At 60.0% G+C, this 25,871-nt stretch carries 25 protein-coding genes and 2 tRNA genes; 12 read left to right on the forward strand and 15 right to left on the reverse strand.

What is annotated here, in order from left to right:
* Positions 1 to 590: 590 nt before the first annotated feature.
* Positions 591 to 914 (reverse strand): ferredoxin FdxA, encoded by a 324-nt coding sequence (gene fdxA / locus CKW07_RS20320; protein WP_007908827.1) that lies wholly within the window; start codon positions 912 to 914, stop codon positions 591 to 593.
* 142 nt (positions 915 to 1,056) lie between these two features.
* Positions 1,057 to 3,636 (reverse strand): DNA mismatch repair protein MutS, encoded by a 2,580-nt coding sequence (mutS, locus tag CKW07_RS20325; protein WP_095146748.1) that lies wholly within the window; start codon positions 3,634 to 3,636, stop codon positions 1,057 to 1,059.
* Positions 3,637 to 3,828: 192 nt separating this feature from the next.
* Here mutS and CKW07_RS20330 point away from each other — a divergent pair, with 192 nt between their 5' ends.
* The 5 genes from CKW07_RS20330 to recX all read left to right on the forward strand — a co-directional run bounded on the left by CKW07_RS20330 (position 3,829) and on the right by recX (position 7,375).
* Positions 3,829 to 4,572 (forward strand): XRE family transcriptional regulator, encoded by a 744-nt coding sequence (locus tag CKW07_RS20330; RefSeq protein WP_095146749.1) that lies wholly within the window; start codon positions 3,829 to 3,831, stop codon positions 4,570 to 4,572.
* 237 nt (positions 4,573 to 4,809) lie between these two features.
* Positions 4,810 to 5,160, forward strand: a complete 351-nt coding sequence (locus CKW07_RS20335) for a phage holin family protein (protein WP_095146750.1) — start codon at positions 4,810 to 4,812, stop codon at positions 5,158 to 5,160.
* Positions 5,161 to 5,262: 102 nt separating this feature from the next.
* Positions 5,263 to 5,763: a CinA family protein gene (locus tag CKW07_RS20340; RefSeq protein WP_095146751.1), complete on the forward strand. Its 501-nt coding sequence runs from the start codon at positions 5,263 to 5,265 to the stop codon at positions 5,761 to 5,763.
* Between the two features lie 83 nt (positions 5,764 to 5,846).
* Positions 5,847 to 6,899: a recombinase RecA gene (recA, locus tag CKW07_RS20345; protein WP_095146752.1), complete on the forward strand. Its 1,053-nt coding sequence runs from the start codon at positions 5,847 to 5,849 to the stop codon at positions 6,897 to 6,899.
* 8 nt (positions 6,900 to 6,907) lie between these two features.
* Positions 6,908 to 7,375: a recombination regulator RecX gene (gene recX / locus CKW07_RS20350; protein ID WP_095146753.1), complete on the forward strand. Its 468-nt coding sequence runs from the start codon at positions 6,908 to 6,910 to the stop codon at positions 7,373 to 7,375.
* Positions 7,376 to 7,407: 32 nt separating this feature from the next.
* Here recX and CKW07_RS20355 read toward each other — a convergent pair whose 3' ends face one another.
* On the reverse strand, positions 7,408 to 8,526 hold the full coding sequence (locus CKW07_RS20355) for an LOG family protein (protein ID WP_095146754.1): 1,119 nt from the start codon (positions 8,524 to 8,526) through the stop codon (positions 7,408 to 7,410).
* 476 nt (positions 8,527 to 9,002) lie between these two features.
* Between CKW07_RS20355 and CKW07_RS20360 the strand changes: the two genes are divergently transcribed.
* On the forward strand, positions 9,003 to 9,197 hold the full coding sequence (locus tag CKW07_RS20360) for a hypothetical protein (protein WP_095146755.1): 195 nt from the start codon (positions 9,003 to 9,005) through the stop codon (positions 9,195 to 9,197).
* On the opposite strand, the gene CKW07_RS20365 is transcribed toward CKW07_RS20360, so the two are convergent.
* A complete protein-coding gene (locus CKW07_RS20365; RefSeq protein ID WP_095146756.1) occupies positions 9,198 to 9,623 on the reverse strand; it encodes a PA3611 family quorum-sensing-regulated virulence factor in 426 nt (141 codons plus the stop codon).
* A 190-nt stretch (positions 9,624 to 9,813) separates the two neighbouring features.
* Here CKW07_RS20365 and CKW07_RS20370 point away from each other — a divergent pair, with 190 nt between their 5' ends.
* Positions 9,814 to 10,524, forward strand: coding sequence for a tRNA-uridine aminocarboxypropyltransferase (locus tag CKW07_RS20370; protein WP_095146757.1), 711 nt, complete (start codon positions 9,814 to 9,816; stop codon positions 10,522 to 10,524).
* A gap of 3 nt (positions 10,525 to 10,527) precedes the next feature.
* Here the strand turns inward: CKW07_RS20370 and CKW07_RS20375 are convergent, their stop codons facing one another.
* A complete protein-coding gene (locus tag CKW07_RS20375) occupies positions 10,528 to 11,421 on the reverse strand; it encodes a DMT family transporter (RefSeq protein ID WP_095146758.1) in 894 nt (297 codons plus the stop codon).
* 237 nt (positions 11,422 to 11,658) lie between these two features.
* Here CKW07_RS20375 and erdR point away from each other — a divergent pair, with 237 nt between their 5' ends.
* Both erdR and CKW07_RS20385 read left to right on the forward strand, forming a co-directional pair.
* Positions 11,659 to 12,309, forward strand: a complete 651-nt coding sequence (erdR, locus tag CKW07_RS20380) for a response regulator transcription factor ErdR (protein ID WP_095077444.1) — start codon at positions 11,659 to 11,661, stop codon at positions 12,307 to 12,309.
* A gap of 75 nt (positions 12,310 to 12,384) precedes the next feature.
* Entirely contained in the window at positions 12,385 to 12,747 is a 363-nt protein-coding gene (locus CKW07_RS20385; RefSeq protein WP_095077443.1) for a diacylglycerol kinase, read from the forward strand.
* Between the two features lie 4 nt (positions 12,748 to 12,751).
* Here the strand turns inward: CKW07_RS20385 and CKW07_RS20390 are convergent, their stop codons facing one another.
* Entirely contained in the window at positions 12,752 to 13,678 is a 927-nt protein-coding gene (locus CKW07_RS20390; RefSeq protein ID WP_095077442.1) for a LysR family transcriptional regulator, read from the reverse strand.
* Between the two features lie 122 nt (positions 13,679 to 13,800).
* Between CKW07_RS20390 and fpr the strand changes: the two genes are divergently transcribed.
* Positions 13,801 to 14,580 (forward strand): ferredoxin-NADP reductase, encoded by a 780-nt coding sequence (gene fpr, locus CKW07_RS20395; protein ID WP_095146759.1) that lies wholly within the window; start codon positions 13,801 to 13,803, stop codon positions 14,578 to 14,580.
* A 97-nt stretch (positions 14,581 to 14,677) separates the two neighbouring features.
* Here fpr and tsaA read toward each other — a convergent pair whose 3' ends face one another.
* From tsaA to rimO, 5 genes are all read right to left on the reverse strand, one after another.
* Positions 14,678 to 15,376 (reverse strand): tRNA (N6-threonylcarbamoyladenosine(37)-N6)-methyltransferase TrmO, encoded by a 699-nt coding sequence (gene tsaA, locus CKW07_RS20400; protein WP_095146760.1) that lies wholly within the window; start codon positions 15,374 to 15,376, stop codon positions 14,678 to 14,680.
* Positions 15,377 to 15,444: 68 nt separating this feature from the next.
* On the reverse strand, positions 15,445 to 15,912 hold the full coding sequence (locus tag CKW07_RS20405) for a DUF1456 family protein (RefSeq protein WP_095077439.1): 468 nt from the start codon (positions 15,910 to 15,912) through the stop codon (positions 15,445 to 15,447).
* 76 nt (positions 15,913 to 15,988) lie between these two features.
* Entirely contained in the window at positions 15,989 to 16,699 is a 711-nt protein-coding gene (locus CKW07_RS20410) for an rRNA pseudouridine synthase (protein ID WP_095146761.1), read from the reverse strand.
* A gap of 82 nt (positions 16,700 to 16,781) precedes the next feature.
* Positions 16,782 to 17,255 (reverse strand): GNAT family N-acetyltransferase, encoded by a 474-nt coding sequence (locus tag CKW07_RS20415; RefSeq protein WP_095146762.1) that lies wholly within the window; start codon positions 17,253 to 17,255, stop codon positions 16,782 to 16,784.
* A gap of 103 nt (positions 17,256 to 17,358) precedes the next feature.
* The gene (rimO, locus tag CKW07_RS20420) at positions 17,359 to 18,696 is read right to left on the reverse strand and encodes a 30S ribosomal protein S12 methylthiotransferase RimO (protein ID WP_095146763.1); all 1,338 of its coding nucleotides are present in this window, start codon (positions 18,694 to 18,696) and stop codon (positions 17,359 to 17,361) included.
* A 105-nt stretch (positions 18,697 to 18,801) separates the two neighbouring features.
* On the opposite strand from rimO, the gene CKW07_RS20425 reads away from it, so the two are divergent.
* Positions 18,802 to 19,134 (forward strand): hypothetical protein, encoded by a 333-nt coding sequence (locus CKW07_RS20425; RefSeq protein ID WP_141234464.1) that lies wholly within the window; start codon positions 18,802 to 18,804, stop codon positions 19,132 to 19,134.
* Positions 19,135 to 19,196: 62 nt separating this feature from the next.
* The gene (locus CKW07_RS20430) at positions 19,197 to 21,038 is read left to right on the forward strand and encodes a potassium transporter Kup (RefSeq protein ID WP_371850663.1); all 1,842 of its coding nucleotides are present in this window, start codon (positions 19,197 to 19,199) and stop codon (positions 21,036 to 21,038) included.
* A gap of 63 nt (positions 21,039 to 21,101) precedes the next feature.
* Here CKW07_RS20430 and CKW07_RS20435 read toward each other — a convergent pair whose 3' ends face one another.
* From CKW07_RS20435 to CKW07_RS20450, 4 genes are all read right to left on the reverse strand, one after another.
* Positions 21,102 to 22,397: a virulence factor family protein gene (locus tag CKW07_RS20435; RefSeq protein WP_095146766.1), complete on the reverse strand. Its 1,296-nt coding sequence runs from the start codon at positions 22,395 to 22,397 to the stop codon at positions 21,102 to 21,104.
* Complete coding sequence (mprF, locus tag CKW07_RS20440; RefSeq protein ID WP_095146767.1) at positions 22,397 to 25,039, reverse strand: bifunctional lysylphosphatidylglycerol flippase/synthetase MprF; 2,643 nt, start codon at positions 25,037 to 25,039, stop codon at positions 22,397 to 22,399. The genes CKW07_RS20435 and mprF overlap by 1 nt, the downstream gene beginning before the upstream one ends.
* A gap of 272 nt (positions 25,040 to 25,311) precedes the next feature.
* Positions 25,312 to 25,388: transfer RNA gene (locus CKW07_RS20445), tRNA-Met, on the reverse strand.
* A 220-nt stretch (positions 25,389 to 25,608) separates the two neighbouring features.
* Positions 25,609 to 25,685 (reverse strand) — tRNA-Met (locus CKW07_RS20450).
* Between the last annotated feature and the right edge of the window lie 186 nt (positions 25,686 to 25,871).

Below are 25,871 nucleotides of genomic sequence, written 5' to 3' on the forward strand. Positions count from 1 at the left end.
GAGCACGAGGTCGGCAGCCTCGCGTTTGAATTCAGCAGAAAAGGAACGGCGTTGTTTGGTCATCTGACACCTCGATCTGGCGAGCATTCTCACCTAAATGGGTGTCCGGTTTCATTAGACCACTACATTTTGTTGGGCTCGATTCAGTGGAATGTTTAATCGTTCGGGGGCTGCCCGTACACCTTCTTAGCTTGATGTAAGCCTTGGCTTACTCTTTCGTAAGTGTTCGGTTTTTATGTTCGGTAGCAGTCGTCCGCAAGACTCTATTTAAGTTTCTAGTCTGTTGTTTTTAAAAGATATTTTTACAGTCTGGCAAGTTTCTATACGGAACGTTTGGCCATTACCTGTGATTGCTCTTGCCGAGGAACTCTCTAGTATCGGTCCTGTGTCGACGGACAGACACAGCCTTCAAGGATGATGGTCAAGGAGCATCTCAAGGACGCGATTCATCAGGATGATGAAAAGGAATACAGGGAATAGGGAAAAAATGTGGGCGGGTCATACCGCCCCTTTTTTTGCCTGTGAAAAAGTATCGAAACCCGGAAATGCAAAAAGGCCCGCAGGGGGCCTTTTCGAGGGTACCGTCAGGATCAGCGTTCGAGATCCTTGATCTTGCCTTTGACGCCATCCCACTCTTCGGCATCGGGCAGCGATTCTTTCTTTTCAGTGATGTTTGGCCAGATTTCGGCCAGCTCAACGTTCAACTGAATGAATTCCTGCATCTCTTCCGGGACTTCGTCTTCGGAGAAGATGGCCACGGCAGGGCATTCTGGCTCGCACAGGGCGCAGTCGATGCACTCATCCGGGTGAATCACCAGGAAGTTCGGGCCTTCGTAAAAGCAGTCCACCGGACAGACTTCTACGCAGTCGGTGTACTTGCACTTGATGCAGTTGTCGGTGACGACGAAGGTCATTTCTAATTCTCTCCTCAGGCGCGGCTTGCAGCGCCCCTTCACGGTGGGGTCGCCAGGTTTGGGAGCGATAGTCTGCAGACCAGGCTATGTGCCTGCAGCATCCCAAACCGCGCGAGATTCTATCAGCTTGCAAGCCTGTGCGTTAGATCAGTGTCTTTAGTGTATAGAGCATTTCGAGTGCTCGACGCGGCGTCATGTCATCCAGGCTGAGCTTGGCCAGTTCGTCGAGCACCGGATGGGGCAGGCTGGCGAACAGGTCGCTTTGCTGTGGTGCTGCCGGTTTGCCCTTGGCCGGTGTCGGCACTTCATGGGGCAGGCTGGTGGTTTCCAGGCGGCTCAAATGCTCACGTGCCCGTACGATGACCTCGGTTGGTACGCCGGCCAACTGCGCAACCGCCAGCCCGTAGCTCTGGCTGGCAGGCCCGGGCAGTACGTGGTGGAGGAACACGATGCGTTCGTTGTGCTCGGTGGCATTGAGGTGCACGTTGGCCACCAGCGGCTGGCTTTCCGGCAGTACCGTCAGCTCGAAGTAGTGCGTAGCGAACAGGGTATAGGCACGCAGTTGTGCCAGGCGTTCGGCTGCCGCCCAGGCCAGCGACAGGCCGTCGAAGGTGCTGGTGCCGCGGCCGACTTCGTCCATCAGCACCAGGCTGCGTTCGGTGGCATTGTGCAGGATGTTCGCGGTTTCGCTCATTTCGACCATGAAGGTCGAGCGCCCGCCCGCCAGGTCGTCGCTGGAGCCGATCCGGGTGAAGATGCGGTCCATCAGCGACAATTCGCAACTGGCGGCCGGTACGAAGCTGCCGATATGGGCCAGCAGTACGATCAGCGCGGTCTGGCGCATGTAGGTGGATTTACCGCCCATGTTCGGGCCGGTGATCACCAGCATTCGCGTGTTGTCATCCAGGCTCAGGTCGTTGGCCACGAACGGCGTGGTCAGCACCTGCTCGACCACCGGGTGACGACCCTGGCTGATGCGCATGCACGGCTCGCTGACGAATCGCGGGCAACTCAGATCCAGGTTCAAGGCGCGTTCGGCCAGGTTGCTCAGGACATCCAGTTCGGCCAGGGCGGCAGCGGTATCCTGCAGCGGTGGCAGTTGGCTGATCAAGTCTTCAAGCAGCGCTTCGTAGAGCATCTTCTCGCGAGCCAGTGCACGGCTCTTGGCCGACAGGGCCTTGTCTTCGAAGGCTTTGAGCTCAGGCGTGATGAAGCGCTCGGCACCCTTGAGGGTCTGGCGGCGGATATAGTCGGCAGGTGCCTGTTCCGCCTGCTTGCTCGGCAACTCGATGAAGTAGCCGTGAATCCGGTTGTAACCGACTTTAAGGTGTGACAGGCCGGTGCGGGCTTTCTCGCGGGCTTCGAGGTCGATCAGGAACTGGCCAGCGTTCTCGCTCAGTGATTGCAGCTCGTCGAGTTCGGTGTCGTAACCGGTCTTCAACACCCCCCCGTCACGGATGACGGCGGGCGGGTTGTCGACGATGGCTTTTTCCAGCAGGGCAGCCAGCTCGGGATAGGTGCTGGTGGTGACGGCCAACTGGTTCAGGTGCGGTGCTTCCAGCTCGCCCATCGCCACTTGCAGTTCCGGCAGGGCACCCAGCGCATCGCGCAAGCGCGCCAGGTCACGTGGGCGCGCATTGCGCAGGCCGATCCGCGCGAGGATCCGCTCGATGTCGCCGATCTCTTTCAATTGCGGTTGCAGTCGTTCGAAGCGATAGCCGTCGAGCAGGCACGTGATCGAGCTCTGGCGCGCCTGCAACACCTGCAGGTCGCGCAGCGGGCGGTTCAGCCAGCGGGTCAGCAAACGGCTGCCCATGGCGGTCTGGCAACGGTCGACCACCGATTGCAGGGTGTTGTCGCGGCCCCCGGCCAGGTTGGTGTCCAGCTCCAGGTTACGGCGGCTGGCACCGTCCAGTACCACGGTATCGTCCAGGCGTTCATGACGCAGGCTGCGCAAATGGGGCAGGGCGGTGCGCTGGGTTTCCTTGGCGTAGCTCAGCAGGCAGCCAGCAGCGCCGATGGCCAGGGTCAGGTTCTCGCAGCCAAAACCCTTGAGGTCTTGGGTGGAAAATTGCTGACAAAGGCTTTTCAGCGCCGAATCGCGCTCGAAATCCCACGGTGCACGACGACGAACGCCACGACGCTTCTCCGCTGGCAGGTCTTTTGGCCAGTCGTCGGGAATCATCAGCTCGACCGGGTTGACCCGCTCCAGTTCTGCCAGCAGGTTTTCCCAGCCTTTGATTTCCAGCACGGTGAAGTTGCCGCTGGTGATGTCCAGCACGGCCAGGCCGAACAGGCGCTCATCGCCGAGCACCGCGGCGATCAGGTTGTCGCGGCGCTCGTCCAGCAGCGCCTCGTCGCTGACGGTGCCGGGGGTAATGATGCGCACCACCTGGCGCTCCACCGGACCTTTGCTGGTCGCCGGGTCGCCGACCTGCTCACAGATCACCACCGACTCACCGAGTTTGACCAGCTTCGCCAGGTAGCCTTCGGCGGCGTGGTATGGAATCCCGCACATCGGAATCGCCTGCCCGGCCGACTGCCCACGGGCGGTCAAGGTAATGTCCAGCAGCTTGGCGGCCTTCTTCGCGTCTTCGTAGAAGATCTCGTAGAAGTCACCCATGCGGTAGAACATCAACTGATCAGGGTGCTGGTTCTTCAGGCGCCAGTACTGCTGCATCATCGGCGTGTGGGAGGACAGATCGGAGAGTGCTTTATTCATCAGGTAATCAGGCGACTTCATTCAAAGGGGTGGGGTAAAGGTGGGGCATCGGCCCGGCTTTTCCGCGATGGGCGCAAGGTTACCATGGGCCGGTCCGGACGACTCAGGGATGAACAGTACGGGATGGTTTTCTGCTCTTGACGTGGCGCTTATGCAAATCAGCAATTGTCATCGTCGAACAGAACTCGCACTATGTGCATTATGCAAAAACGCAACGTTTCCACAGTCCTCAGAGCGCTGCTCGACCAGCACGGGATCTCCCCGACGGAGCTTCACCGTCGCACCGGCGTGCCTCAGTCCACCCTCTCGCGGATTCTCGGCGGCAAGATCGCGGATCCTTCGGATAAACACATCTCGAAGATTGCCGAGTACTTTCGCATGAGTACTGATCAGTTGCGCGGCCGTGCCGACCTGGCAGCGTTCACGGCGCCTGTTCGCGGCCCGGTGCATCCGGAACTCAAGGATATAAGCCTGTGGGATGACGACACGCCCGTTGATGACGACGAGGTGTCGGTGCCCTTTCTTCGCGAGGTTGAATTGGCTGCCGGTTCAGGAAGATTTGTCATTGAAGAAAGCGAGCGCGCCAGTCTGCGTTTCGGCAAGCGCAGCCTGCGCCACAACGGTGTGCAGTTTGACCAGGCCAAGTGCGTGACAGTACGCGGCAATAGCATGTTGCCGGTGCTGCGCGATGGCGCCACGGTCGGGGTGAATGCAGCGAAGTGCGCAATCGGCGACATTGTCGACGGTGACTTGTATGCCATTAACCATAACGGCCAACTGCGGGTGAAACAGCTCTATCGTCTGCCGACAGGGATTCGCCTGCGTAGCTTCAATCGTGATGAGCACCCGGACGAGGACTACAGCTTCCAGGAAGTCCAGGAAGAACAGATTGTCATCCTCGGGCACGTTTTCTGGTGGGGTATGTACGCCCGCTAACCTTTAACTATCCGGTAGAGCCCGCCATACGGCGGGCATTTTTTTGCCTGCGGATATCAAAAGGCCTTGCCTGTCGATGCTCTGATGCGCTTGTGCATTTATTTGGTATTTAGGAATGCATTGATGCATTGACTGTATATGCATACATGCATAGTCTGTATTCGAACCCGCCAGCAAAATGTTGCTCGACCAGGGAAAGGCAGGTTCATGGCGATTTTTCCACTCGGGAGTAGTGAGATGACAAACGAACAGCAAGCATTGCTGGAAATTCCTGTCTGGATTGTCATTGCCCTCACGTTGCTGGGTGGTGTCTCAGGTGAAATGTGGCGGGCCGACAAGGCGGGCGCTCGCGGCTGGCCACTGTTTCGACGCCTGCTCCTGCGCTCCGGCTCCAGCATGATCTGCGGCGTCTCGATCGTCATGCTGCTGTATGCCGCCAACCTTTCGGCCTGGACGGCGGGGGCTCTGGGTTGCCTGACGGCCATGGCCGGTGCCGATGTGGCCATCGGGCTTTACGAGCGTTGGGCGGCCAAGCGTATCGGTGTGGCTGAACCGGCAGCGCATCACGACCCTTCGGACCCGCAGTAGAGCGGTGCCGACCTACTCACAATTTGATCCAGCCTGCGTCTTGCAAGCGCAATCCGCTCGTGTACGGTAGCGCTCATGCCCGCCTGATTTAAGGAGAGAGTCGTGAACGAAATCACCCAGCTTGCCGCGGAACTTGGGCGACGCCTACAGGTTCTCAATGCCCACGTCAGCACCGCCGAGTCTTGTACCGGTGGCGGTATCGCCGAAGCGATCACCCGGATTGCCGGCAGTTCGGCGTGGTTCGAGGCCGGCTATGTCACGTATTCCAATCGCCAGAAGACCCAGCTACTGAAAGTGCCGGCCGAGTTGTTCGTCCAGGTCGGGGCGGTCAGCCGCGAGGTGGTCGAAGCCATGGTCCGGGGCGCGCAGCGCAACAGTCAGGCGCGTTTCGTCGTGGCGGTCAGCGGTATTGCCGGGCCGGACGGCGGCTCGCCGAACAAGCCGGTGGGCACTGTCTGGCTGGCCTGGGGCATTGGCGAGGCGGTTTTCAGCGAGTGCCGGCACTTCCCGGGTAACCGCGATGAGGTTCGCCGACAAACGGTGAAGGCCGCGCTAGAGGGGTTGCTACAGCATGCCGACGCAGAAATCTCAAATCAGGGGTAGGCGATCCACAAACGCTGTGGAATAATACTGGCTACTTATACAGGTGTTGGCCGTCAGGCCTTATTGATTACGTGAGGACTTTAATGGACGACAACAAGAAGAAAGCCTTGGCTGCGGCCCTGGGTCAGATCGAACGTCAATTCGGCAAGGGTGCCGTAATGCGTATGGGCGATCAGGACCGTCAGGCGATCCCGGCTATTTCCACAGGCTCTCTGGGTCTGGACATCGCGCTCGGCATTGGCGGTCTGCCAAAAGGCCGTATCGTTGAAATCTACGGTCCTGAATCCTCCGGTAAAACCACACTGACACTGTCCGTGATCGCCCAGGCTCAAAAAGCCGGCGCGACCTGCGCATTCGTCGACGCCGAGCACGCACTGGATCCGGAATACGCCGGCAAGCTGGGGGTTAACGTCGATGACCTGCTGGTTTCCCAGCCAGATACCGGCGAGCAAGCCCTGGAAATCACCGACATGCTGGTGCGTTCCAACGCGGTTGACGTGATCATCGTCGACTCCGTGGCAGCTTTGGTGCCAAAGGCTGAAATCGAAGGTGAAATGGGTGACATGCACGTGGGCCTGCAAGCCCGACTGATGTCCCAGGCACTGCGTAAAATCACCGGTAACATCAAGAACGCCAACTGCCTGGTGATCTTCATCAACCAGATCCGGATGAAGATCGGCGTGATGTTCGGCAGCCCGGAAACCACCACCGGTGGTAACGCGCTGAAGTTCTACGCCTCGGTTCGCCTGGACATCCGCCGTACCGGCGCGGTGAAGGAAGGCGACGAAGTGGTGGGCAGTGAAACCCGCGTCAAGGTCGTCAAGAACAAGGTGGCTTCGCCGTTCCGTCAGGCCGAGTTCCAGATCCTTTACGGCAAGGGTATCTACCTCAACGGCGAGATGATCGACCTGGGTGTGCTGCACGGCTTCGTTGAGAAATCCGGTGCCTGGTATGCCTATAACGGCAGCAAGATCGGTCAGGGCAAGGCCAACTCGGCCAAGTTCCTGCAGGACAACCCGGACATCGCCGCCACTCTCGAGAAGCAGATTCGCGACAAGCTGCTGACGCCGGCAGGCGACACCAAGGCTTCTCCGGTCAAAGAGACCGAAGCTGACCTGGCTGATGCTGATATCTGATTGATCCAATGACCGCCGTACTCGATACCCTCGTCGCGGTGCGGCGAACCGCAATGGACCTGCTCGCGCGTCGCGAGCACGGTCGAGTCGAGCTGACGCGTAAACTGCGTCAGCGCGGCGCTCCAGATGAAATGATCGAAACAGCCCTCGATCGCCTGACGGAAGAGGGGCTGCTGTCCGAATCCCGTTACCTCGAAAGCTTCGTTTCCTACCGTGCCCGTTCCGGCTATGGCCCTCTGCGTATTCGCGAAGAGCTCAGCCAGCGTGGTTTGCAGCGTGCCGATATCGAACTCGCCCTGCGCGAGAGCGGAATCAGCTGGCAAGAGCGCCTGGAAGAGACCTGGCGGCGCAAGTTCGCCGGGCATTTACCGACAGATGCCCGCGAGCGTGCCAAGCAGGGGCGCTTTCTCGCCTACCGTGGTTATTCCATGGAGATGATCGGCCGCTTGTTCAGCGGCCGGGGAATGGAAGACTAAAGAAGCCCGACTATGCCAATAGTCGGGTTTTTTTATGTCACCTTGCTCGGCTCCCGTTTGCGCTTTGGCGTAGCCGGCTGAGGCGTGGCCCAGTTTTCCGGCAGGTTGATGTAGTCGACCAGTTCACGCAGGCGTCCGTGATCACGGGCGCTGAAGGTGAATGCCAGGCGCGCCAGGTGGCTGAATTGAGCCTCGTCATGCTCCTCGCCGCTGTAGGCATGCTGGTGAAAGTGATCGTTCAGGCACAGGTCGGCAAACGCCTCCTGCATGTGCTCAAGTGCCCGTTCGTTGAGCGGGTGATTCATGCGGATCACAAACTGGTGTTTCAGCCAGCGGCTGGAGTGGAAGTTGCTGTAGAACTGGTTGATTTGCGTCACGGCCTCCTCGGCGGTGTACACCAGTCGAATCAGCTTCAGGTCGTTTGGCAGGATGTAGCGGTTGGCCTCCAGTTGATTGCGAATGAAGTCCAGCGCCCCTTCCCAGAACGTGCCGCCGGGTGCATCCAGCAACACCACCGGCACCAGGGGGCTTTTGCCGGTCTGGATCAGGGTCAGGACTTCGAGGGCTTCGTCCAGGGTGCCGAAACCGCCCGGGCACAGCACCAGTGCATCGGCTTCTTTGACGAAGAACAACTTGCGGGTAAAGAAAAAGTGAAAGGACAGCAGGTTTGCCGTGCCGCCGACGGTCGGATTCGCATGCTGCTCGAATGGCAGGGTGATATTGAATCCGAGGCTGTGATCCCTGCCCGCACCTTCGTGGGCGGCGGCCATGATGCCGCCACCGGCACCGGTAATGACCATCAGGTTCGATTGCGCGAGTTTTTCCCCCAGCTCCCGGGCCTGGGCATACAGCGGGTGTTCGACCGGTGTTCGTGCCGAGCCGAAAACGGTCACCTTGCGTCGCCCCTTGAACTGCTCCAGTACGCGAAAGGCATGTTCCAGTTCGCGAAGGGCTTGCAGGGTGATCTTGGCATTCCAGCGATTATGGTCCTCTTGGGCCATGCGCAGGACCGTTAATATCATGTCGCGATAAATCGGAATATTCGGACTGTTGGGTGAAAGCTGGTTGAGTTGTTCTTCGATCTTGCTGGTGAGATCGACGCCGTTGCTTTGGAAATGACGTATCAGAAGGTCATTCGGTTGGTAAGGCATTCAACTTCTCCTTCTACACAGAACCTCGGCCCGAACGAGCAGTTCGTTTGAGCCGCGACACGGCTTGTGTCGCTGTCAGCCTGTAAAAAAGGTTGGGCGCTAAACCCGACCCGACAGGCTAGCAAGGGTAATCGGGTCATCCAGACGGGTTCTGTTTATCCCTTGGATGAAAGAAATGTTCGCACGACAGACACTTGAGGGCAGCCCCTTTTCTGCCTTGAGCGTTGAGTATCAACCTATATGAATCTAGACCTTTGCAGTGAATTGCGCTGGCTTGATCATGGGCTTCAAAAGTCGATGCTGGCAATAGCGGGTTAGCGCTTTGTCATTGGCATTCACCGCCGGTCAGGCGTTGCGCGCGATGGCCTGGGCTCTGATTTACTCAGCAACAGACACAGCAAGGTCGCCATGCGTCCGGACCCCGGAACAAGGCATCAGGAATCGTGGGGTGCGATACCTATGCAGGGAGGCAGGTCATGACCCAGGTCATTCTAGAGATCGACACGCCATTGTATCGATTGCTGAAGTCGGCGGCCGATGAGCATCACGTCAGCCTCGAAGAGGCGTGTCGCCGGCGTCTGCAGGGCAATGAACAGTGTTCGCCGTACTTGCAGGCGCTGCTGGCGGAGCTGCGCGCCGCTGATGAGCAACGGCGCGCCGGCTCGCGGTGATTACTTTTTCTTCTGTGCAGGCTGGGCAGGGCAGTCCGATTCCTGGAATCTGGCCGAGGCCACAGGACGGTTGGTTTTGTTCTCGGTGAACTCGTACCGCATGATTGCGCCCTTGGCCATCAGCTTGCGGTAGTTGGGGTTGCGGCAGACACTGGCACCCAGTTGCAGATAAACCGCCTTCGGATTGGCGCGCATCTGATCGGCGTAACCGGCTTGTACGCTCAGATGGTCAATCAGTTCCTTGCCCTCGACCGTATAGCCTTGGTCGAGAATGTTGTCACTGACCTCGCGCGGCAGCCCGACGTTGCTTTCCTGGGCGACCTTTTGCAGCATTTTGTTCAGGTCGTAGTCCTGCTTGGACGCCGCCTGGGCACTGAGGGGCAGGGCCAGCAACAGGGCAGCGGTGGGAACGATAAGGCGCAGCATGAAACTCTCCTGATTCAGTGACTGGTGCTTCGACCCGTCACGGGGCTGAGCGTTCAGTGGCGGCGAATTATAGGGGGCTGCGGGCGGGCGGTACAGGTTTGCGCAGGAGGCTCTGGTAAACTGCCACGACTTTATTGCCTTGCCGAGCGCTTTTTGTGTCGAATCAATCCCCTTTGCATCGAAGCCTGCCATGAGCCATGCCGTTTCCCGTTTGCGCGCCCAGCGTCTGGCTCGCGCCGTCAAACCTTTTGTGGCGCGCGGCTCGCGGGCTGAGCGTTGCGCCGGTTGCCGAGTGATCCCCAGCCATTGCATGTGCGCCTGGCGACCGAAAGTGGCGGCGAAGTCGGCCATGTGCCTGGTGATGCACGATGTCGAGCCGTTGAAACCGAGCAATACTGGCTGGCTGATTGCGGATGTAATCAGCGAGACCAGTGCTTTTCCCTGGTCGCGTACCGAGGTCGAGCCGGGCTTGCTGGCGCTGATCGCGGACCCGCAGTGGCAGCCGTACATCGTGTTCCCGGGGGAGTTCGTTGCCCCGGAGCGGGTGGTGTCCGAGGTCAGGCTGCAGGAGGGCAAGCGCCCACTGTTTATTCTGCTGGACGCGACCTGGAGCGAAGCGCGCAAGATGTTTCGCAAGAGTCCGTATCTGGAACACTTGCCGGTCCTGAGTCTCGCCCCCGAGCAGCTGTCGCGCTACAAGCTGCGCCGCTCCAAGCGTGACGACCATTTCTGCACCGCGGAAGTCGCAGCGTTGTGCCTGGAACTGGCCGATGATCAAGTGGCCAGCGAAGTGCTGGACGCCTACCTGGACGTTTTCAGCACTCACTACCTGTCAGCCAAGTTCCAGCTTCCCATCGACCCGCAAGACGAAACCCACAGCCGTCTCAAGCCGTACCTGTAAGTCTCACGCCTTGGCCAGCGCCGGTTTCCTTGGCCAGAGCTGGGCCATCAGCATGCCGGCCAGCATCAGTGCACAACCGATGTAGCCGCGTGGTTGCAGTTGTTCATCCAGCAGCCAGGCGCCGGCAATGGCGGCAAACACGGCCTCCATGGAAAAAATGATCGCCGCGTGCGAGGCGATAGCGTCCTTTTGTGCGATCACCTGCAGGGTATAGCCGATACCGACCGCAATCAGGCCGCCATACAAGATGGCCGGGCCGGCCGCGATGATTGCGCTGAGGTCAAAGGTCTCCAGGCACAACGCCAGGATCAGGCTGACCACCGCGCACGTCGCGAACTGCACAAACGCCAGGCGAATAGGGTCGTGGCGGCTGGCGAACACGCCGACCAGCACCACGTGACCGCCCCAGACAAATGCCCCGATCAGTTGCAACCAATCGCCGGAGGCCACCTGGAACTGATCGCCAACGCTGAGCAGGAACATCCCCAAGACCGCCAGGATCGCCCCGAACCAGGTGCCGAGGCCGGTCTTGTGTCCAATCAGCAGGCCCAGCAGAGGCACCACGATGACGTAGAGCCCGGTGATGAAACCGGCGTTGGTCACGCTGGTAAACAGCAGGCCGACTTGTTGCAGGTTGATTCCCAGGGCCAGGGCCAGGCCCATCAGGCCGCCACCGATCAACAGGCCCCGGGTCAGGAAGGGCTCGGCCTTGGCCTGGTGCCGGGGGCCACGCAAGACCAGGGGGAGCAGGCACAGCGAACCCAGCGCAAAGCGCAGGCCGGAATAGAGAAAAGGACCGATGTGATCCATACCGGAGGTTTGTGCGACAAATCCCGACCCCCAGATCATGGCGGTAATCAGCATCAGGACATCGGCACGCAGGGCTTTGGTCTGCATGATGGCACTCTTATTAGTTAGCCAGCTAAGATGCCGCAAAGGATGCGGCTTGACCACCCCGGCTTCGCTGGGCATCCTTGGCGCCGATTGGGGTGCGGCCGAAGATTGAAACGCCGGTTTCATGGGCTCTTGGCGTTGAACGTGCCCTGTTGGTGCCGCTGATTGGCGGTGCCTTGAGTTGCTTTGGTGAGGCTTGAATGCATCAGGCCTGCCATGAAAAACAGGATCATTTGAAAAATGGCCACATACGAAATCCTGATTGCCGATGACCACCCCCTCTTTCGCAGCGCACTGCATCAGGCGGTAACCCTGGGCCTTGGCCCCGACGTGCGCCTGGTGGAAGTGGCAAGCATTGCCGAACTGGAAACCCGCCTGACTGAAAAGGCCGATTGGGACCTGGTACTGCTGGACCTGAACATGCCTGGCGCGTACGGGTTTTCCGGACTGGTGCTGTTGCGCGGGCAGTACCCGCAGATTCCGGTGGTGATGGTCTCGGCGCAGGAAGAAGCGTCGATCATGGTCAAGTCCCGTGAGTTTGGCGCCAGCGGTTTCATCCCTAAATCCAGTTCACTGGAAGTGATCCAGCAGGCCGTGCGTGCCGTACTCGATGGCGATGTTTTCTGGCCGCCACAGGCGTTCGAAGAGGTCAGTGTGTCGGCTGAGGCCAAGGCGGCCAGTGAAGGCCTGGCGAGCTTGACCCCGCAGCAGTTCCGCGTACTGACCATGGTCTGCGAAGGGTTGCTGAACAAGCAGATTGCCTACGAGCTGAATGTTTCGGAAGCTACCATCAAGGCGCACGTGACGGCGATCTTCCGCAAGCTGGGTGTGCGCACCCGGACTCAGGCGGCGTTGCTCCTGCAACAACTTGAGTCAATTTCGAACCTGTAACGGCTCTACATTCACGCTTTTTTGACTTTTGTTGATCTAGCTTTTCCATTCCTATTTGTTCAGTTGCCTACTCTTATGTCACCTTTCAAAGGTCAAACCGGTCTCAAACGCATCCTCAACGCTTCCGGCTACTCCCTGGACGGCCTGCGTGCAGCTTTTACGGGCGAAGCGGCTTTTCGTCAGCTGGTGTTGCTCAACGTCATCCTGATTCCGCTGACCTTCTTCCTGGATGTCAGCCGCGTCGAACAGGCGCTGCTGATTGCCGTCTGCCTGCTGGCGTTGATCGTGGAGCTGCTCAACTCCGCCGTGGAAGCGGCCATCGACCGGATTTCCCTCGAGCTGCACCCGCTGTCGAAGAACGCCAAGGACATGGGCAGCGCCGCTCAGTTCGTGGCCCTGAGCATGATTGCGCTGGTGTGGGCAGTCATTCTGATCTGAGCCTTCAGGCAATGGTCGGCAGTACGATCTCGTCGCTGCGCTGAACCCCGGCGGTGAAGGCGCGGCACAGGTCGAGGAACTCGCGCATGGCCGAGGTCTGATACTTCTGTTTGTGCCAGATGAAGTAAAACTGCCGCGCCAGGTCGAGGTCCGGGGTTTCGACGGCCACCAGGCTGCCACGGCGGAAGGCGTCACGCAGCGCAAGTCGGGAAATGCAGCCTATCCCCAGGCCCGACTCGACCGCGCGCTTGATGGCTTCGGTGTGTTCCAGTTCCAGGCGGATGTTCAGCGTGCTGCGGTGGTGGCGCATGGCCTGGTCAAAGGTCAGGCGCGTGCCGGAGCCTTGCTCCCGAAGGATCCACGCCTCATGAGTGAGCTCCTCCATGCTTGCCTGGCCACGGCTCGCCAGCGGATGTTGCGGGGCACAAAACACCACTAGCTCATCCTCGACCCAGCTCTGCACTTCGATGTCCGGGTGGCTGCAGTCGCCTTCGATTAGACCCAGATCAATTTCATAGTGCGCAACCTGTTGCACGATATGAGCCGTGTTCTGTACATGCAGCTTCACTTGGCTTTCCGGATGACGCTGCATGAAGCCGCCGATCAGGAGGGTGGCCAGGTAATTGCCGATGGTCAGCGTGGCGCCGACCGCCAGTGAGCCGAAACCGGACTTGCCGTTGAGCAGGTCTTCGATTTCCTTGGCCTGGTCGAGCATGGCCACCGCTTGCGGCAAGAGCTGCTTGCCCAAGGCGTTGAGGCTCAGGCGTTTGCCGGCGCGATCGAACAACTGGCAGCTCGACTGGCGCTCAAGTTCGGTGATGGAGGTGCTGGCCGCTGATTGCGAGAGGTTGAGCAGGCCCGCAGCACGGGACACACTCTCTTGCTGAGCGACGGCGACGAAGACTTGAAGTTGACGTAGAGTAAATCGCATATCGATATAACCGATAACCCTTATCTTAATAATCCATTTAACAGATATTGTCGCCGCCATTAGAATGCGATGCAATTGCGCACTGCATCGGCGCAGGCAAAATCTCCAGGAGTCCCACGTACATGAGCAACATGAACCACGAGCGTGTCCTCAGTGTTCACCACTGGAACGACACTCTGTTCAGCTTCAAGTGCACCCGCGATCCGGGCCTGCGCTTCGAGAACGGTCAGTTCGTGATGATCGGCCTGCAACAGCCCAACGGCCGCCCGCTTATGCGTGCTTACTCCATTGCCAGCCCGAACTGGGAAGAGCATCTGGAGTTCTTCAGCATCAAGGTGCCTGATGGCCCGTTGACTTCCCAGTTGCAGCATCTGAAGGAAGGCGATGAGATCATCATCAGCAAGAAACCGACCGGCACCCTGGTGCTGGACGATCTGAAGCCGGGTAAACACCTGTACCTGCTCAGCACCGGTACTGGCCTTGCGCCGTTCATGAGCGTCATCCAGGACCCGGAAACCTACGAGCGTTTCGAAAAAGTGATCCTGTGCCACGGCGTACGTTACGTCAACGAAGTCGCTTACCGCGAATTCATCACCGAGCACCTGCCGCAGAACGAGTTCTTCGGCGAGTCGCTGCGTGACAAGTTGATCTACTACCCGACCGTGACCCGCGAGCCGTTCGAGAACGAAGGCCGCCTGACCGACCTGATGCGCAGCGGCAAGCTGTTCAGCGACATCGGCCTGCCGCCGATCAACCCTGAAGACGACCGCGCCATGCTGTGCGGCAGCCCGAGCATGCTCGACGAAACCAGCGAAGTGCTCAACAGCTTCGGCCTGAAGGTTTCGCCACGGATGCGCGAGCCAGGCGACTACCTGATCGAGCGTGCGTTCGTCGAGAAGTAAGCGGTTGTTCCAGTGACGCAGAGCGTCACTGGATGCATGTCCAAGCAAAAGCCCGCGTTGCCTGACAAGGCTGCGCGGGCTTTTTCGTTGCTGGGGATCAGGCGCTGGCGGGGATGACCTCAAGGACCCGAATCGAGTCCGGCGTCGGGTAGTGCCAGCGCACGTCCAGGTCCCAGAACTGTGCACCGTACTCGCGCTCGGGCGTCGGGGTCTGGTAGGCCGGGCGCGGATCCTGGGCCAGGCACTGCTCGATCAGCTCCACCAAGGGTTCTTCAAGGCGCTGAGCGTGCGTATGAGCCTGTTGCAGTGCGCTCTCGGCCCACTGCACCGCAATCAACTGCGGCGCCGCGCTGGCGATCGCATTGGAGGCCTCAGGAATGATGTCGGCGTAGGGCACGTAGGGCTTGATATCGATGACCGGTGTGCCATCCAGCAGGTCGATGCCGGAGATCCACAGGCGATTGCCTTCAACCTTGTCCAGCTTGACCACCGATTGACCGATGCCATTGGGGCGATGGGTCGCACGGGTGGCGAATACACCCATGGATTTGTTGCCACCCAGGCGCGGCGGGCGGACTTTGAGTCGTGGCTTGTCTTCCAGTGCCTGGTGAAACAGAAACAGCAGCCAGACATGACTGACCTGTTCCAGGCCCTGCACGGCATCGCCCTGATCGAACGGTGCCACCAACTCCAGAATGCCGCGGGCGGCCGGGGCCAGTTGCGGTTGACGGGGGATGGCGAACTTCTCCTTGAAGCAGGAGCGCACGAAGCCGATGGGGGAAACGCTGTAGGTCATTACTGAAGCCTCAAGTTACAAGCTGCAAGCGACAAGCCTTGACTTGTAGCTTGCAGCTTGTCGCTGTCTTACGCTCTGACGCGCAACGTCAGACCCTTGAGGAAGTTACGCAGCAACTGGTCGCCGCACGTGCGGTAGTTGGTGTGGCCGAACTTGCGGAACAGCGCACTCAGTTCAGGCTTGGACACCGGGAACTCGGCCGCCTTGAGGATGGCGTGCATGTCGTCTTCTTTCAGTTCGAAAGCCACGCGTAGCTTCTTCAGGATGATGTTGTTGGTCACCGGCAGCTCGATGGGCTGCGGCGGACGGCTTTCGTCCTTGCCGCGCTTGAAGATCACCAGGCCATCGAGGAAGTGCGCCATGACGTCGTCCGGGCAGCGTACGAAGCCTTCCTCGTCTTCCTCTTTCTTATCGAGGTACGTCACCAGGTCTTCCATGGTCACGTCCATGCCGCCGAGCTTGATGATCTCGATGACTTTCTTGTCACTGATGTCGAGCATGTAGCGCACGCTGCGCAGTACGTCGTTATGAATCATGGTGTGCAATCCTGATATTCAGCAGTGGGCGCCGCACAAAACTGCGGTGCCGAAATGTATGGCGGCGTGAAAAGTCTTAGAACTTCTCTTTGCCGGACAGGTAGCGCCATTGCCCCAACGGCACTTTGCCGATGGACACGCCGCCGATGCGGATACGGCGGATGGCGACGACCTTCAGGCCGACGGCCTGGCAGAACAGGGCAATCACGCCCGGTTGTGGGTTCTTCATCGCAAAGCGCAGGCGGTTTTCGTTCTGCCAGCTGGCTTTGACCGCTGGCAGTTCCTTGCCCTTGTAGGTCAGGCCGTGGTTCAAGCGGTTGAGGCCGTGAGCCACCATGTCGCCTTCAACCTCGACCACATACTCTTGCTCGATCTTGTTGGAATCGGCAGTGAGTTTGCGCAGGATCTTCCAGTCCTGGGTGAACACCAGCAAACCGCTGGCATTGGCCTGCAGGTCGGTACTGGCGGTCAGCCGCAGGAAGTGGCCCTTGAGCGGACGTTTGCCGTAGCGGTGCTCTTCGCTCAGAGTTTCGGCGCTGATCGTCGCCATGGCGGTGTCCGCATCCATGCCCACGGGAACGTTCAGCAGGATGGTCACCGGCTCCGGCGCGGTGGCCTTGGCTTCTGGATCGAGCTCGACTTTCTGGTTGTCGACCTTGAACTGGGGCTCGTCGATGACTTCGCCGTCCACGGTGACCCAGCCGCCCTCAATGAACAGCTCAGCCTCCCGACGGGAGCAGCCGACGAGCTCGATGAGGCGTTTGGAGAGGCGAATGGGGTCAGTCATGACAAGGCCGTAACAAAAAGGGGGCAGGCATTGTACCTGCCTCGCGCCGGTTAATCGCGGGTCCATTTGCCTCGTGTGGCTTTTAGCCGCGCAGGGCCTGCTGCTGAGGCTGTTTAAAACGCATGTGCAGCAAGGGATAGGGCTGCCCCATGCCGTCGACTTCCGAGCGTCCGATGACTTCAAAGCCCTGTTTCAAATAGAAGCCGAGGGCTTGCGGGTTCTGTTCGTTGACGTCCAGTTCATCGGCGTTGAGGTGCTCCAGGGCATAGCGCAGCAGTTGTTTGCCCAGGCCTTCGCCGCGGTGTTCGGGGGCAATGAACAGCATCTCGATCTTGCCCGCGGCCACGCCGGCGAACCCGGTGATGCGCTGATGCTTGTCACGGGTGCAAATCAGCATCACGGCGTCCAGGTAGCAGGTCAGCACCAGGGTTCTCAAGCGCTCGATGTAAGGGTCCGGCAAAAAATCATGGGTGGCGCGTACCGACGCCTCCCAGACCCGGGTGAGTTCTTCGTAGTCGCTATGTTTCGGCGTGTGGATGACCGAATGATGGCGCATGCCCGCCTGCCCCTTGTGGTGAGTGAGTTCACTGAACCAAACAATAGTCGTAAAAAAGCCCCGCATCTCGTCTGGAGAGCGGGGCTTTGCGTATTTTTTACGATTAGATCTGTTCAGCCCACAGATCGTACTCGTCGGCGTCGGTCACCTTGCACCAGACCTTGTCGCCTGGCTTGAGGTTGCTGCCGTTGTCGATGAACACGTTACCGTCGATTTCCGGGGCATCGAAGAAGCAGCGGCCAACGGCGCCTTGCTCGTCGACTTCATCGACCAGCACTTCGATCTCGCGGCCAATGCGCATTTGCAGGCGCGCCGAGCTGATGGCCTGCTGGTGCGCCATGAAGCGGTCCCAGCGGTCTTGCTTGACGTCGTCCGGCACGATGTCCAGGTTCAGGTCGTTGGCTGGAGCGCCTTCAACCGGCGAGTACTGGAAGCAGCCGACGCGGTCGAGCTGGGCTTCGGTCAGCCAGTTCAGCAGGTACTGGAAGTCTTCTTCGGTTTCGCCCGGGAAGCCGACGATGAAGGTCGAGCGGATGATCAGGTCCGGGCAGATTTCGCGCCAGTTCTTGATGCGCGCCAGGGTCTTGTCTTCGAAGGCCGGGCGTTTCATGGCCTTGAGCACTTTCGGGCTGGCGTGCTGGAACGGGATGTCCAGGTACGGCAGGATCTTGCCGGCGGCCATCAGCGGAATCAGTTCGTCAACGTGCGGGTACGGGTAGACGTAGTGCAGGCGAACCCAGACACCGAGGGTGCTCAGGGCTTCGCACAGCTCGGTCATGCGGGTTTTCACCGGCGCGCCGTTCCAGAAACCGGTGCGGTACTTGACGTCAACACCATAGGCGCTGGTGTCCTGGGAGATCACCAGCAGTTCCTTGACGCCGGACTTGACCAGGCGCTGGGCTTCGTCGAGCACGTCGCCCACCGGGCGGCTGACCAGTTTGCCGCGCATCGACGGGATGATGCAGAAGCTGCAGCTGTGGTTGCAGCCTTCGGAGATCTTCAGGTAGGCATAGTGGCGCGGTGTCAGCTTGATGCCTTGCGGTGGCACCAGGTCGATCAGCGGGTTGTGGTCCTGGCGTGGCGGCACGACTTCGTGGACGGCGTTGACCACTTGTTCGTACTGCTGCGGGCCGGTGACGGCCAGTACGCTTGGGTGCACGTCGCGAATGTTGCCTTCTTCGACGCCCATGCAGCCGGTCACGATGACCTTGCCGTTTTCCTTGATGGCTTCGCCGATCACTTCCAGGGATTCGGCCTTGGCCGAGTCGATGAAGCCGCAGGTGTTGACCACCACGACATCAGCGTCCTGATAGGTGGACACGACGTCATAGCCTTCCATGCGCAGTTGGGTAAGGATGCGCTCGGAGTCGACCAGCGCTTTCGGGCAACCCAGGGATACGAAGCCAACCTTGGGATTGGCTGACGCAGGAGTGGTGGACATGTCTAACCTCGGTGTTTTATGACGCCTCCAGCCGAAGACGGCAAGGCGACAGATGGGCGCTTAGCGTCCTGTCTCGTGAATACGCCGTTTTTTGACGAATGACTGTTGTTGCCAGGCAAGGCAGCATGGCAACAACAGTCATTCGTCAAGAAGTCAGCAGTGATTCGCGAGACAGGACGCCTGCCTCTGATCAAAAAGTGCGCAATTCTAGCGATGGTCAGCGCGCTTGACCAGCTTTATGCAGGGAAATACGACGAGTGCTGCGCTATGCTTCGCGCCGTTACACCCAAGTGTATTTTGTTCGTCAATGAATCGTCTGTATCAACAGGTAAAACAGCGCAGGCTGCACATCAGTCTGTACCGGTTTGTACAGCGCAGGCGCACGATCTGCGCCGTGCTTTGAATGAAGCCCCGGTCTTGGTGGGCAGGAGTGGTTGATGGGGCAGGCAAGTAGTCAGGCGGTGAGCACGGAGCATTCCGGGGTAGCAAAACCCTTGGGGATGCTGGTGGCGGCGGTCGGGGTGGTGTATGGCGATATCGGTACCAGCCCGCTTTATACCCTTAAAGAGGTGTTTGCCGGTCATTATGGGGTGCCGGTCAATCACGATGGCGTGTTCGGGATTCTCGCACTGATTTTCTGGTCGCTGGTGTGGGTCGTTTCGATCAAGTACGTGCTGTTCATCCTGCGCGCCGATAACCAGGGCGAGGGCGGGATCATGGCACTGACGGCACTGGCGCGACGTGCAGCCTCTCCCTATCCGAAGCTGCGCACGGTGTTGGTCATCCTCGGGTTGATCGGCGCAGCGCTGTTCTACGGGGACAGCATGATCACCCCGGCGATCTCCGTACTCTCTGCGGTGGAAGGGCTGGAGCTGGCATTTGACGGGCTGGAGCGCTGGGTCGTGCCATTGGCGCTGATTGTGCTGGTGGGGTTATTCCTGATTCAGAAACACGGCACTGATCGCATCGGCAAACTGTTCGGCCCGGTGATGGTGTTGTGGTTTGTGGTGCTGGGCGTGTTGGGCATCAACGGCATTTCTCAGCATCCCGAAGTACTCCATGCATTGAACCCGGTCTGGGGTGTGCGCTTCTTCATCGTTCACCCGGGTATGGGGGTGGCGATCCTCGGTGCGGTAGTGCTGGCTCTGACGGGAGCGGAAGCGCTGTATGCCGACATGGGCCACTTTGGGCGCAAGCCGATTGCCCGCGCCTGGTTCGCGTTGGTGCTGCCGGCCCTGGTGCTCAACTACTTTGGCCAAGGCGCACTGCTGCTTGAGAATCCGGAGGCCGCGCGTAACCCGTTCTACCTGTTGGCGCCAAGCTGGGCGCTGGTACCGTTGGTCGTTCTGGCGACCCTGGCGACGGTGATTGCCTCCCAGGCAGTGATCTCTGGCGCATTCTCCCTGACGCGTCAGGCGATCCAGCTTGGCTACATCCCGCGCATGTACATTCAGCACACCTCGAGTGCCGAACAGGGGCAGATTTACATCGGCGCTGTGAACTGGGCGTTGATGGTCGGCGTGATTCTGCTGGTGCTCGGTTTCGAGTCGTCCGGCGCGCTGGCGTCGGCCTACGGCGTTGCAGTGACCGGAACCATGCTGATCACCAGTATTCTGGTATCGGCGGTGATGTTGCTGCTGTGGAAATGGTCACCGATTCTTACCGTGCCGATTCTGCTGGGTTTCCTGTTGGTGGACGGCCTGTTCTTCGCCGCTAACGTGCCCAAGATCTTGCAGGGTGGTGCATTCCCGGTATTGGCGGGGATTGTGCTATTCGTGCTGATGACCACCTGGAAGCGCGGTAAGGAACTATTGGTGGATCGAATGGATGAGGGCGGGCTGCCACTGCCGATTTTCATCAGCAGTATTCGCGTGCAGCCGCCGCATCGGGTTCAGGGTACCGCCGTGTTTCTCACCGCCCGCCCGGATGCGGTACCTCATGCCTTGCTGCACAACCTGCTGCACAACCAGGTGTTGCACGAGCAGGTAGTGCTACTGACGGTGGTCTACGAAGACATTCCACGGGTGCCGGTGCAACGCCGCTTTGAGGTGGATGCCTATGGTGAAGGCTTCTTCCGGGTGATCCTGCACTTCGGTTTCATCGATGAGCCGGACGTGCCGCAGGCCCTGAAACTGTGCCATCTCGAGGCGCTGGATTTCAGTCCGATGCGCACTACCTATTTTCTCAGTCGCGAGACGGTCATCACCTCCAAACTGGTGGGAATGGCCCGTTGGCGTGAGGTGTTGTTCGCCTTCATGCTGAAAAACGCCAACGGCAACCTGCGCTTCTTCAAACTGCCGCTGAATCGGGTGATTGAGCTGGGCACTCAGGTCGAGATGTAAGCCATGTGAAAAGCCCCCCGTTACCTTGCGGCAGCGGGGGCCTCTTTTTGGGCGCGGCTCAGGTCACTCCTCAGCGACCTTGCGCTTGTCCTGGTGCTTTTCGATGATGTCGACCAGGCGCTGAGCCAGGGCCGGGTAGTTCTCGTCGAAGTGGTGTCCGCCGGGCAGCTTCACGGCTTCGCCGACGGCCGTCTTGTCGGTGCAGCCGCTTTCATCGGCCTCTTCCACGCCGTAGATGCACACGACCTTGGCCGCCGGCAGCCTGGCCATTTCCGGGCCGGTGGCGGCTTCCTTGCCTGCATTGCCTAGCCAGCCTTCGACTTCGATCTCGAAGCTGCCAGTGCGGGCGAAGGCCAGCAGAATGATCGCATCGACGCGCTGCTGCTCCGACTCGGGCAGGCGGTTGTAGATGGCAGGCAGTACGTCCGCACCAAACGAATAGCCGGTGAGGATGAAGCGCTTGGTGCCCCATTTTTGCCGGTAGTGCTGCATCAGTTCGCCCAGGTCGATGGCGCTTTGCTCGGGGCTTTTGTGCTGCCAGTAGTAGCGCAGGGTGTCGATGCCGACCACCGGATAGCCGATCTTGGTCATCTCTCCGGCCACGTCACGGTCCAGGTCGCGCCAGCCGCCGTCGCCGGACAGGAACAGGGTGACGGTGTCCCTGGCTTGGCCGGCAGGCACCTCGACCACGGGGATGCTGAGCCCGCCATTGCCCTTGTCGGAGCCGACCAGGATCTTGCGCAGCTCGTTGTTGAGGACTTGCGGCAAGTTGATGTCATAGTCGCTGATGCTGGTTTGCGCATTGGGTTGGTCGCGCACGAAACCGGCACTGGTATCGTCCGGGTTGTCGTTCCAGGCCACCAGCCAATGGCCATGGGCGGCGCTTTTTGGCAGCAGGTGGGTGCAGCCGGGCTTTTCCAGGGCCAGGTCGACCGAGACCGCCTGGGACTTGTCGTCCTTTTGTTCGGCCAGCCAGCGCCAGGCCAGTACCGCGCCCGGGCCTATGCCGCTGACCAGCGTCGCCGGGCCCTTGAGTTCCCTGAGTGCCGATTGCAGCGCCCGCCCTTGCAGCAGGCAGTCCTTGGGCAGGATCACTTGGACGATCTGCGCGGCGCCGCCACGGCTCAGGGCAATCAGTTGCTTGTCGCTCAGCTTCTGTTCATCGGTCACCGCAACCACCACCCGGGCGTGGGGCGTCGAGCCAGGCATGACCCGGGTCATGGGTGCGCCATCAGGCGGCGCCAGCACTTCCAGGGTCGGTTCGGGGGCGGGGCGGTTCCAGTACCAGTAGCCACCGCCGAGTATTACAGCCAGTACCACCAGAGTGGCCAGTACATACCGCCAGGCACGTCGAATCATCAGCGTTTCACCAATCCAGTCAAGCCGCCCGCAATCAGGGCGGCGGTATCGGCCAGCGCCACCAGCGGATCGAGTCCGGCGGGCACGGCCATGTAGCGGGGTTCCCAGTCAGGCTGGAACTTGTCTTTGAAGCGGCGCAGCCCCTGGAAGTTGTAGAGCTGCTCGCCACGGCGGAACACCATCGAGCCGAGGCGCTGGGTCAGTGGCGCACCGCGACGCGGCTGCAGGCCCGACAATGGGACCATGCCCAGGCTGAAGCGCGCATAGCCATGGCTTTTATAATATTGAATCAGGCCGACCATCATGAACTCCATGGTCAGCTTCGGGGCTTCGGGGTGCGCCCGCATCAGGTCGAGGCTGGCCAAGTCGTGGCTGTAAGTCTCGAGCAGGTTGGCGAACGCCACCGGGCGGCCTTCAAAGTGAATGATCGCAATGCGAAAGTGCTTCAGGTAGTCGTCGCTGAAACGGCCGAGCGAGAAGCCTTTCTCGCGCACGTTCTTGCCGGTGAGCCAGGCGTCGGAGATGACTTTCAGTTCGTCCATCGGTGCCTGCCCTGGTTCGAAGATCTCCAGCGACAAACCATCGCGGGTGCCACGGTTCCAGGTGTATCGCAGGTCTTTCATCTCCTTGCCCTTGGCGTCGAGATCGAAGCGCTGCAGGTCGACCCGGGCTTCCTCGCCAAGCTTGATCGCGGTCAGGCCGATGTCCATGTAGTAGGGCAGGTTCTCGGCACGGACCTGGTAGAACACCGGGCGGGCGTGATGCAGGTCGCACAGGTCGCGGAACTGCCAGATCATCTCGGCCCTTTGCTGGGGCGGGCCGATCGGGTCGTACAGCGCCACCAGGCTGCGGCCACGGCGCGCGTACATCAGGAAGGCGTTGTCGTCGGGGTTGAACAGCAGCGCCTTGTCACCGGTCAGGGCCAGGCCTCCGTCCGGCTGCGCCGAGGCCAGCAGAATCTTCTGGGCTTTATCCAGTTCGGTACTGTCGGGCAGGTGGATCACCGGGCGTTCGGTTCGCAGCAGCCAGGTCAACGACACGACCACCAGTACCACGGCGGCGCCGAGTAGCGAGCGCAGGCCACGGGGCGCATCGGAGTCCAGGGTGAATTGCCACCAGAGTTCGTGGCTGTAGGGCACGTCCTGATAGGCGAACAGCAGCAGCCAGATCGAGGCGCCGAGTACGCAGACGCTGGCCACCAGATACAGGGGCGAGAAGGGCAGTTCGGTCAGGCGGCTGGGGCGATAGAACGAGCGACGGAAAATGGCCAGCAGGCTGGCCGTCAGGATCAGCAGGCTGGCTTCTTCCCAGTCGAACCCCTTGAGCAGCGAAAGCAGGGCGCCGGTCAGCAGCAACACGGTGGTCAGCATCCACGCGGCCGACAGTCGGCGGCGCAAGCCTTGGGCCAGCAGCAGGCACAGCACGCCGATCAGGCTGGCGCCGAAGTGCGACGCGTCAATCAGGCGATGAGGGATCAGAAAGCCGATATGTTCCAGGCGGGTATCGATCTCCGGCGTGGCGCCGGAGAACAGCAGGACCACGCCGGAGAGAAATACCAGCACGGCCAGTACCGGCGCGGCGAGGCCAGAGGCCGTGCGCAATGCTTCGCGGGTGGTGAACAGCCGCTGGGCTTCATTGATCAACAGCAGAATGCACGCCGCCAGCATCGGCAGGACCACATAGATCAGGCGATACAGCAGCAGCGCGGCGGCCAGTGGCGCGGCACCGAGCGTGTCGGCGAACGCGGCCAGCAAGATGGCTTCGAATACCCCGACGCCCCCCGGTACGTGGCTGAGTACGCCCGCGGCCAGGGCCAGAAGATAAACCAGCAGGAACGCACCGAAGGGTGGCGCCTGCGGTAGCAGCAGGTACAGAACGATCGCGGCAGCGGCCACGTCGAGCGCGGTGATGATCAGTTGCAGGAAGGTCAGGCGCCGGCCTGGCAGGCGCAGGGTTCGCCGACCGATACGCACCAGCAAATTATCCGCATACGGCTGCTCGGGCAGGCGACGACGGTAGAGGCCGATCGCCAGGATCGCGCACAACAGCAGTACGGCAATCGCAATCGCCGCCAGCACAGGTTGCGACACGTGCAGTGCGACAGACGCGGCGGGCAGGTTGCTCAACGTGGCCAGGGCGGCCAGCGGCGGCAGGGCGCAGCCCAGCGATAAACTGGCAAACAGCGTCATGCGAGCGACTTCTGCCGCCCCCAGGCCGTGGCGCGCGTACAGGCGATAGCGCACCGAGCCGCCCGACAACAGCGACAGGCCGATGGCATTGCCGATCGCGAATGCGGTGAAGCCCCCCAGAAACAGAGTGCGTGCTGGCAGGGTCACGCCGGCATAACGCGTCGCCGACCATTCATAGCCGAGCAACACCATGAAGCCGATAATCGTTGCGCCCAATGCACCGAGCAAGGCTGGCTGCGGGACTTGCAGGATCGAGTCGTGCAGGGCGTAGAGGTCGAGTTCGCTTAATAGATGACGACAGGCAATCAGGGCGATCGCGAACAGCAGCAGCGTCACTGCCAGGCCAATGGGCTGGCGGTATTTGCTGATCAGGTCCAGCCAGTGCAAGCGGCTGGCGTTGATCGGTTGAGTTCCTGTCACGGTGTCTTGTGAGTCAGACGAGTTGGCGCGCATCAATCACCTCTTGGATTGTGCGCGACAGGATGGAGGTATCCAGCCAAGTTACCAATCCCTGCAGAAAAATATAGTTACAAATATTAACGCGTATTGCCCCGCGGATGTGCGTTGCCAATGGGCAAGGCAGGCTTGTGCTTGAGCATAGCCTGAGATGTTGGAGTGGGGAGGGCATGGGGAGACCGGGCAGTGAATTGCCAAGCCATTGTTACGAAAGGGTTTTTCGACAGGCACAAAAAAGGCCACTCTTTCGAGTAGCCTTTTTTGATGTTTGGTTGCGGGAGCCGGATTTGAACCGACGACCTTCGGGTTATGAGCCCGACGAGCTACCAGACTGCTCCATCCCGCGTCTGTGTGGCGGCATTCTACAGGCGAACGCCGGAGTGTCAACTGTTAATTATACGCGCGGTCAAGTAAACGTAAAATCGCCTCAAGCGGTCGTAGGTGTGCGGTTAAGTCTCGGACGCACAATGAGAATTTATCGTGTCTCGGCGTTTGGTCCGCAGGGGGAGAAGTAAAAACACGCACGCACAAAAAAGGCCACTCTTTCGAGTAGCCTTTTTGATGTTTGGTTGCGGGAGCCGGATTTGAACCGACGACCTTCGGGTTATGAGCCCGACGAGCTACCAGACTGCTCCATCCCGCGTCTGTGTGTCGGCATCCTACAGGTGAATGCCTGAGTGTCAACCGTTAGTTGTTCGCGGGGTCAAATAAACGTAAATTCACCCCAAGCGGTTGTGGCTTTGCGGTTAAGTATCAGATGTGCAAAGAAAAATTATCGCATCTCGATGTTTGCTCCGCAGGGGGAGAGGTAAAACATGCGCGCACAAAA

It is taken from the genome of Pseudomonas sp. Irchel s3b6 (assembly GCF_900187415.1).
Taxonomy (GTDB): Bacteria; Pseudomonadota; Gammaproteobacteria; order Pseudomonadales; family Pseudomonadaceae; genus Aquipseudomonas.

What these genes read in the sequence shown, in the direction of transcription:
- CKW07_RS20385 (WP_095077443.1), top strand. Translation starts at nt 12,385, where the DNA reads ATGTCACCTTTCAAAGGTCAAACCGGTCTCAAACGCATCCTCAACGCT.
- CKW07_RS20405 (WP_095077439.1), bottom strand. Translation starts at nt 15,912, where the DNA reads ATGATTCATAACGACGTACTGCGCAGCGTGCGCTACATGCTCGACATC.
- CKW07_RS20375 (WP_095146758.1), bottom strand. Translation starts at nt 11,421, where the DNA reads ATGCAGACCAAAGCCCTGCGTGCCGATGTCCTGATGCTGATTACCGCC.
- mutS (WP_095146748.1), bottom strand. Translation starts at nt 3,636, where the DNA reads ATGAATAAAGCACTCTCCGATCTGTCCTCCCACACGCCGATGATGCAG.
- rimO (WP_095146763.1), bottom strand. Translation starts at nt 18,696, where the DNA reads ATGTCCACCACTCCTGCGTCAGCCAATCCCAAGGTTGGCTTCGTATCC.
- CKW07_RS20335 (WP_095146750.1), top strand. Translation starts at nt 4,810, where the DNA reads ATGACAAACGAACAGCAAGCATTGCTGGAAATTCCTGTCTGGATTGTC.
- mprF (WP_095146767.1), bottom strand. Translation starts at nt 25,039, where the DNA reads ATGCGCGCCAACTCGTCTGACTCACAAGACACCGTGACAGGAACTCAA.
- CKW07_RS20360 (WP_095146755.1), top strand. Translation starts at nt 9,003, where the DNA reads ATGACCCAGGTCATTCTAGAGATCGACACGCCATTGTATCGATTGCTG.
- CKW07_RS20355 (WP_095146754.1), bottom strand. Translation starts at nt 8,526, where the DNA reads ATGCCTTACCAACCGAATGACCTTCTGATACGTCATTTCCAAAGCAAC.
- CKW07_RS20430 (WP_371850663.1), top strand. Translation starts at nt 19,197, where the DNA reads ATGCTGGTGGCGGCGGTCGGGGTGGTGTATGGCGATATCGGTACCAGC.
- CKW07_RS20410 (WP_095146761.1), bottom strand. Translation starts at nt 16,699, where the DNA reads ATGACTGACCCCATTCGCCTCTCCAAACGCCTCATCGAGCTCGTCGGC.
- CKW07_RS20365 (WP_095146756.1), bottom strand. Translation starts at nt 9,623, where the DNA reads ATGCTGCGCCTTATCGTTCCCACCGCTGCCCTGTTGCTGGCCCTGCCC.
- tsaA (WP_095146760.1), bottom strand. Translation starts at nt 15,376, where the DNA reads ATGACCTACAGCGTTTCCCCCATCGGCTTCGTGCGCTCCTGCTTCAAG.
- fpr (WP_095146759.1), top strand. Translation starts at nt 13,801, where the DNA reads ATGAGCAACATGAACCACGAGCGTGTCCTCAGTGTTCACCACTGGAAC.
- erdR (WP_095077444.1), top strand. Translation starts at nt 11,659, where the DNA reads ATGGCCACATACGAAATCCTGATTGCCGATGACCACCCCCTCTTTCGC.
- CKW07_RS20330 (WP_095146749.1), top strand. Translation starts at nt 3,829, where the DNA reads ATGTGCATTATGCAAAAACGCAACGTTTCCACAGTCCTCAGAGCGCTG.
- CKW07_RS20390 (WP_095077442.1), bottom strand. Translation starts at nt 13,678, where the DNA reads ATGCGATTTACTCTACGTCAACTTCAAGTCTTCGTCGCCGTCGCTCAG.
- recA (WP_095146752.1), top strand. Translation starts at nt 5,847, where the DNA reads ATGGACGACAACAAGAAGAAAGCCTTGGCTGCGGCCCTGGGTCAGATC.
- recX (WP_095146753.1), top strand. Translation starts at nt 6,908, where the DNA reads ATGACCGCCGTACTCGATACCCTCGTCGCGGTGCGGCGAACCGCAATG.
- fdxA (WP_007908827.1), bottom strand. Translation starts at nt 914, where the DNA reads ATGACCTTCGTCGTCACCGACAACTGCATCAAGTGCAAGTACACCGAC.
- CKW07_RS20435 (WP_095146766.1), bottom strand. Translation starts at nt 22,397, where the DNA reads ATGATTCGACGTGCCTGGCGGTATGTACTGGCCACTCTGGTGGTACTG.
- CKW07_RS20415 (WP_095146762.1), bottom strand. Translation starts at nt 17,255, where the DNA reads ATGCGCCATCATTCGGTCATCCACACGCCGAAACATAGCGACTACGAA.
- CKW07_RS20370 (WP_095146757.1), top strand. Translation starts at nt 9,814, where the DNA reads ATGAGCCATGCCGTTTCCCGTTTGCGCGCCCAGCGTCTGGCTCGCGCC.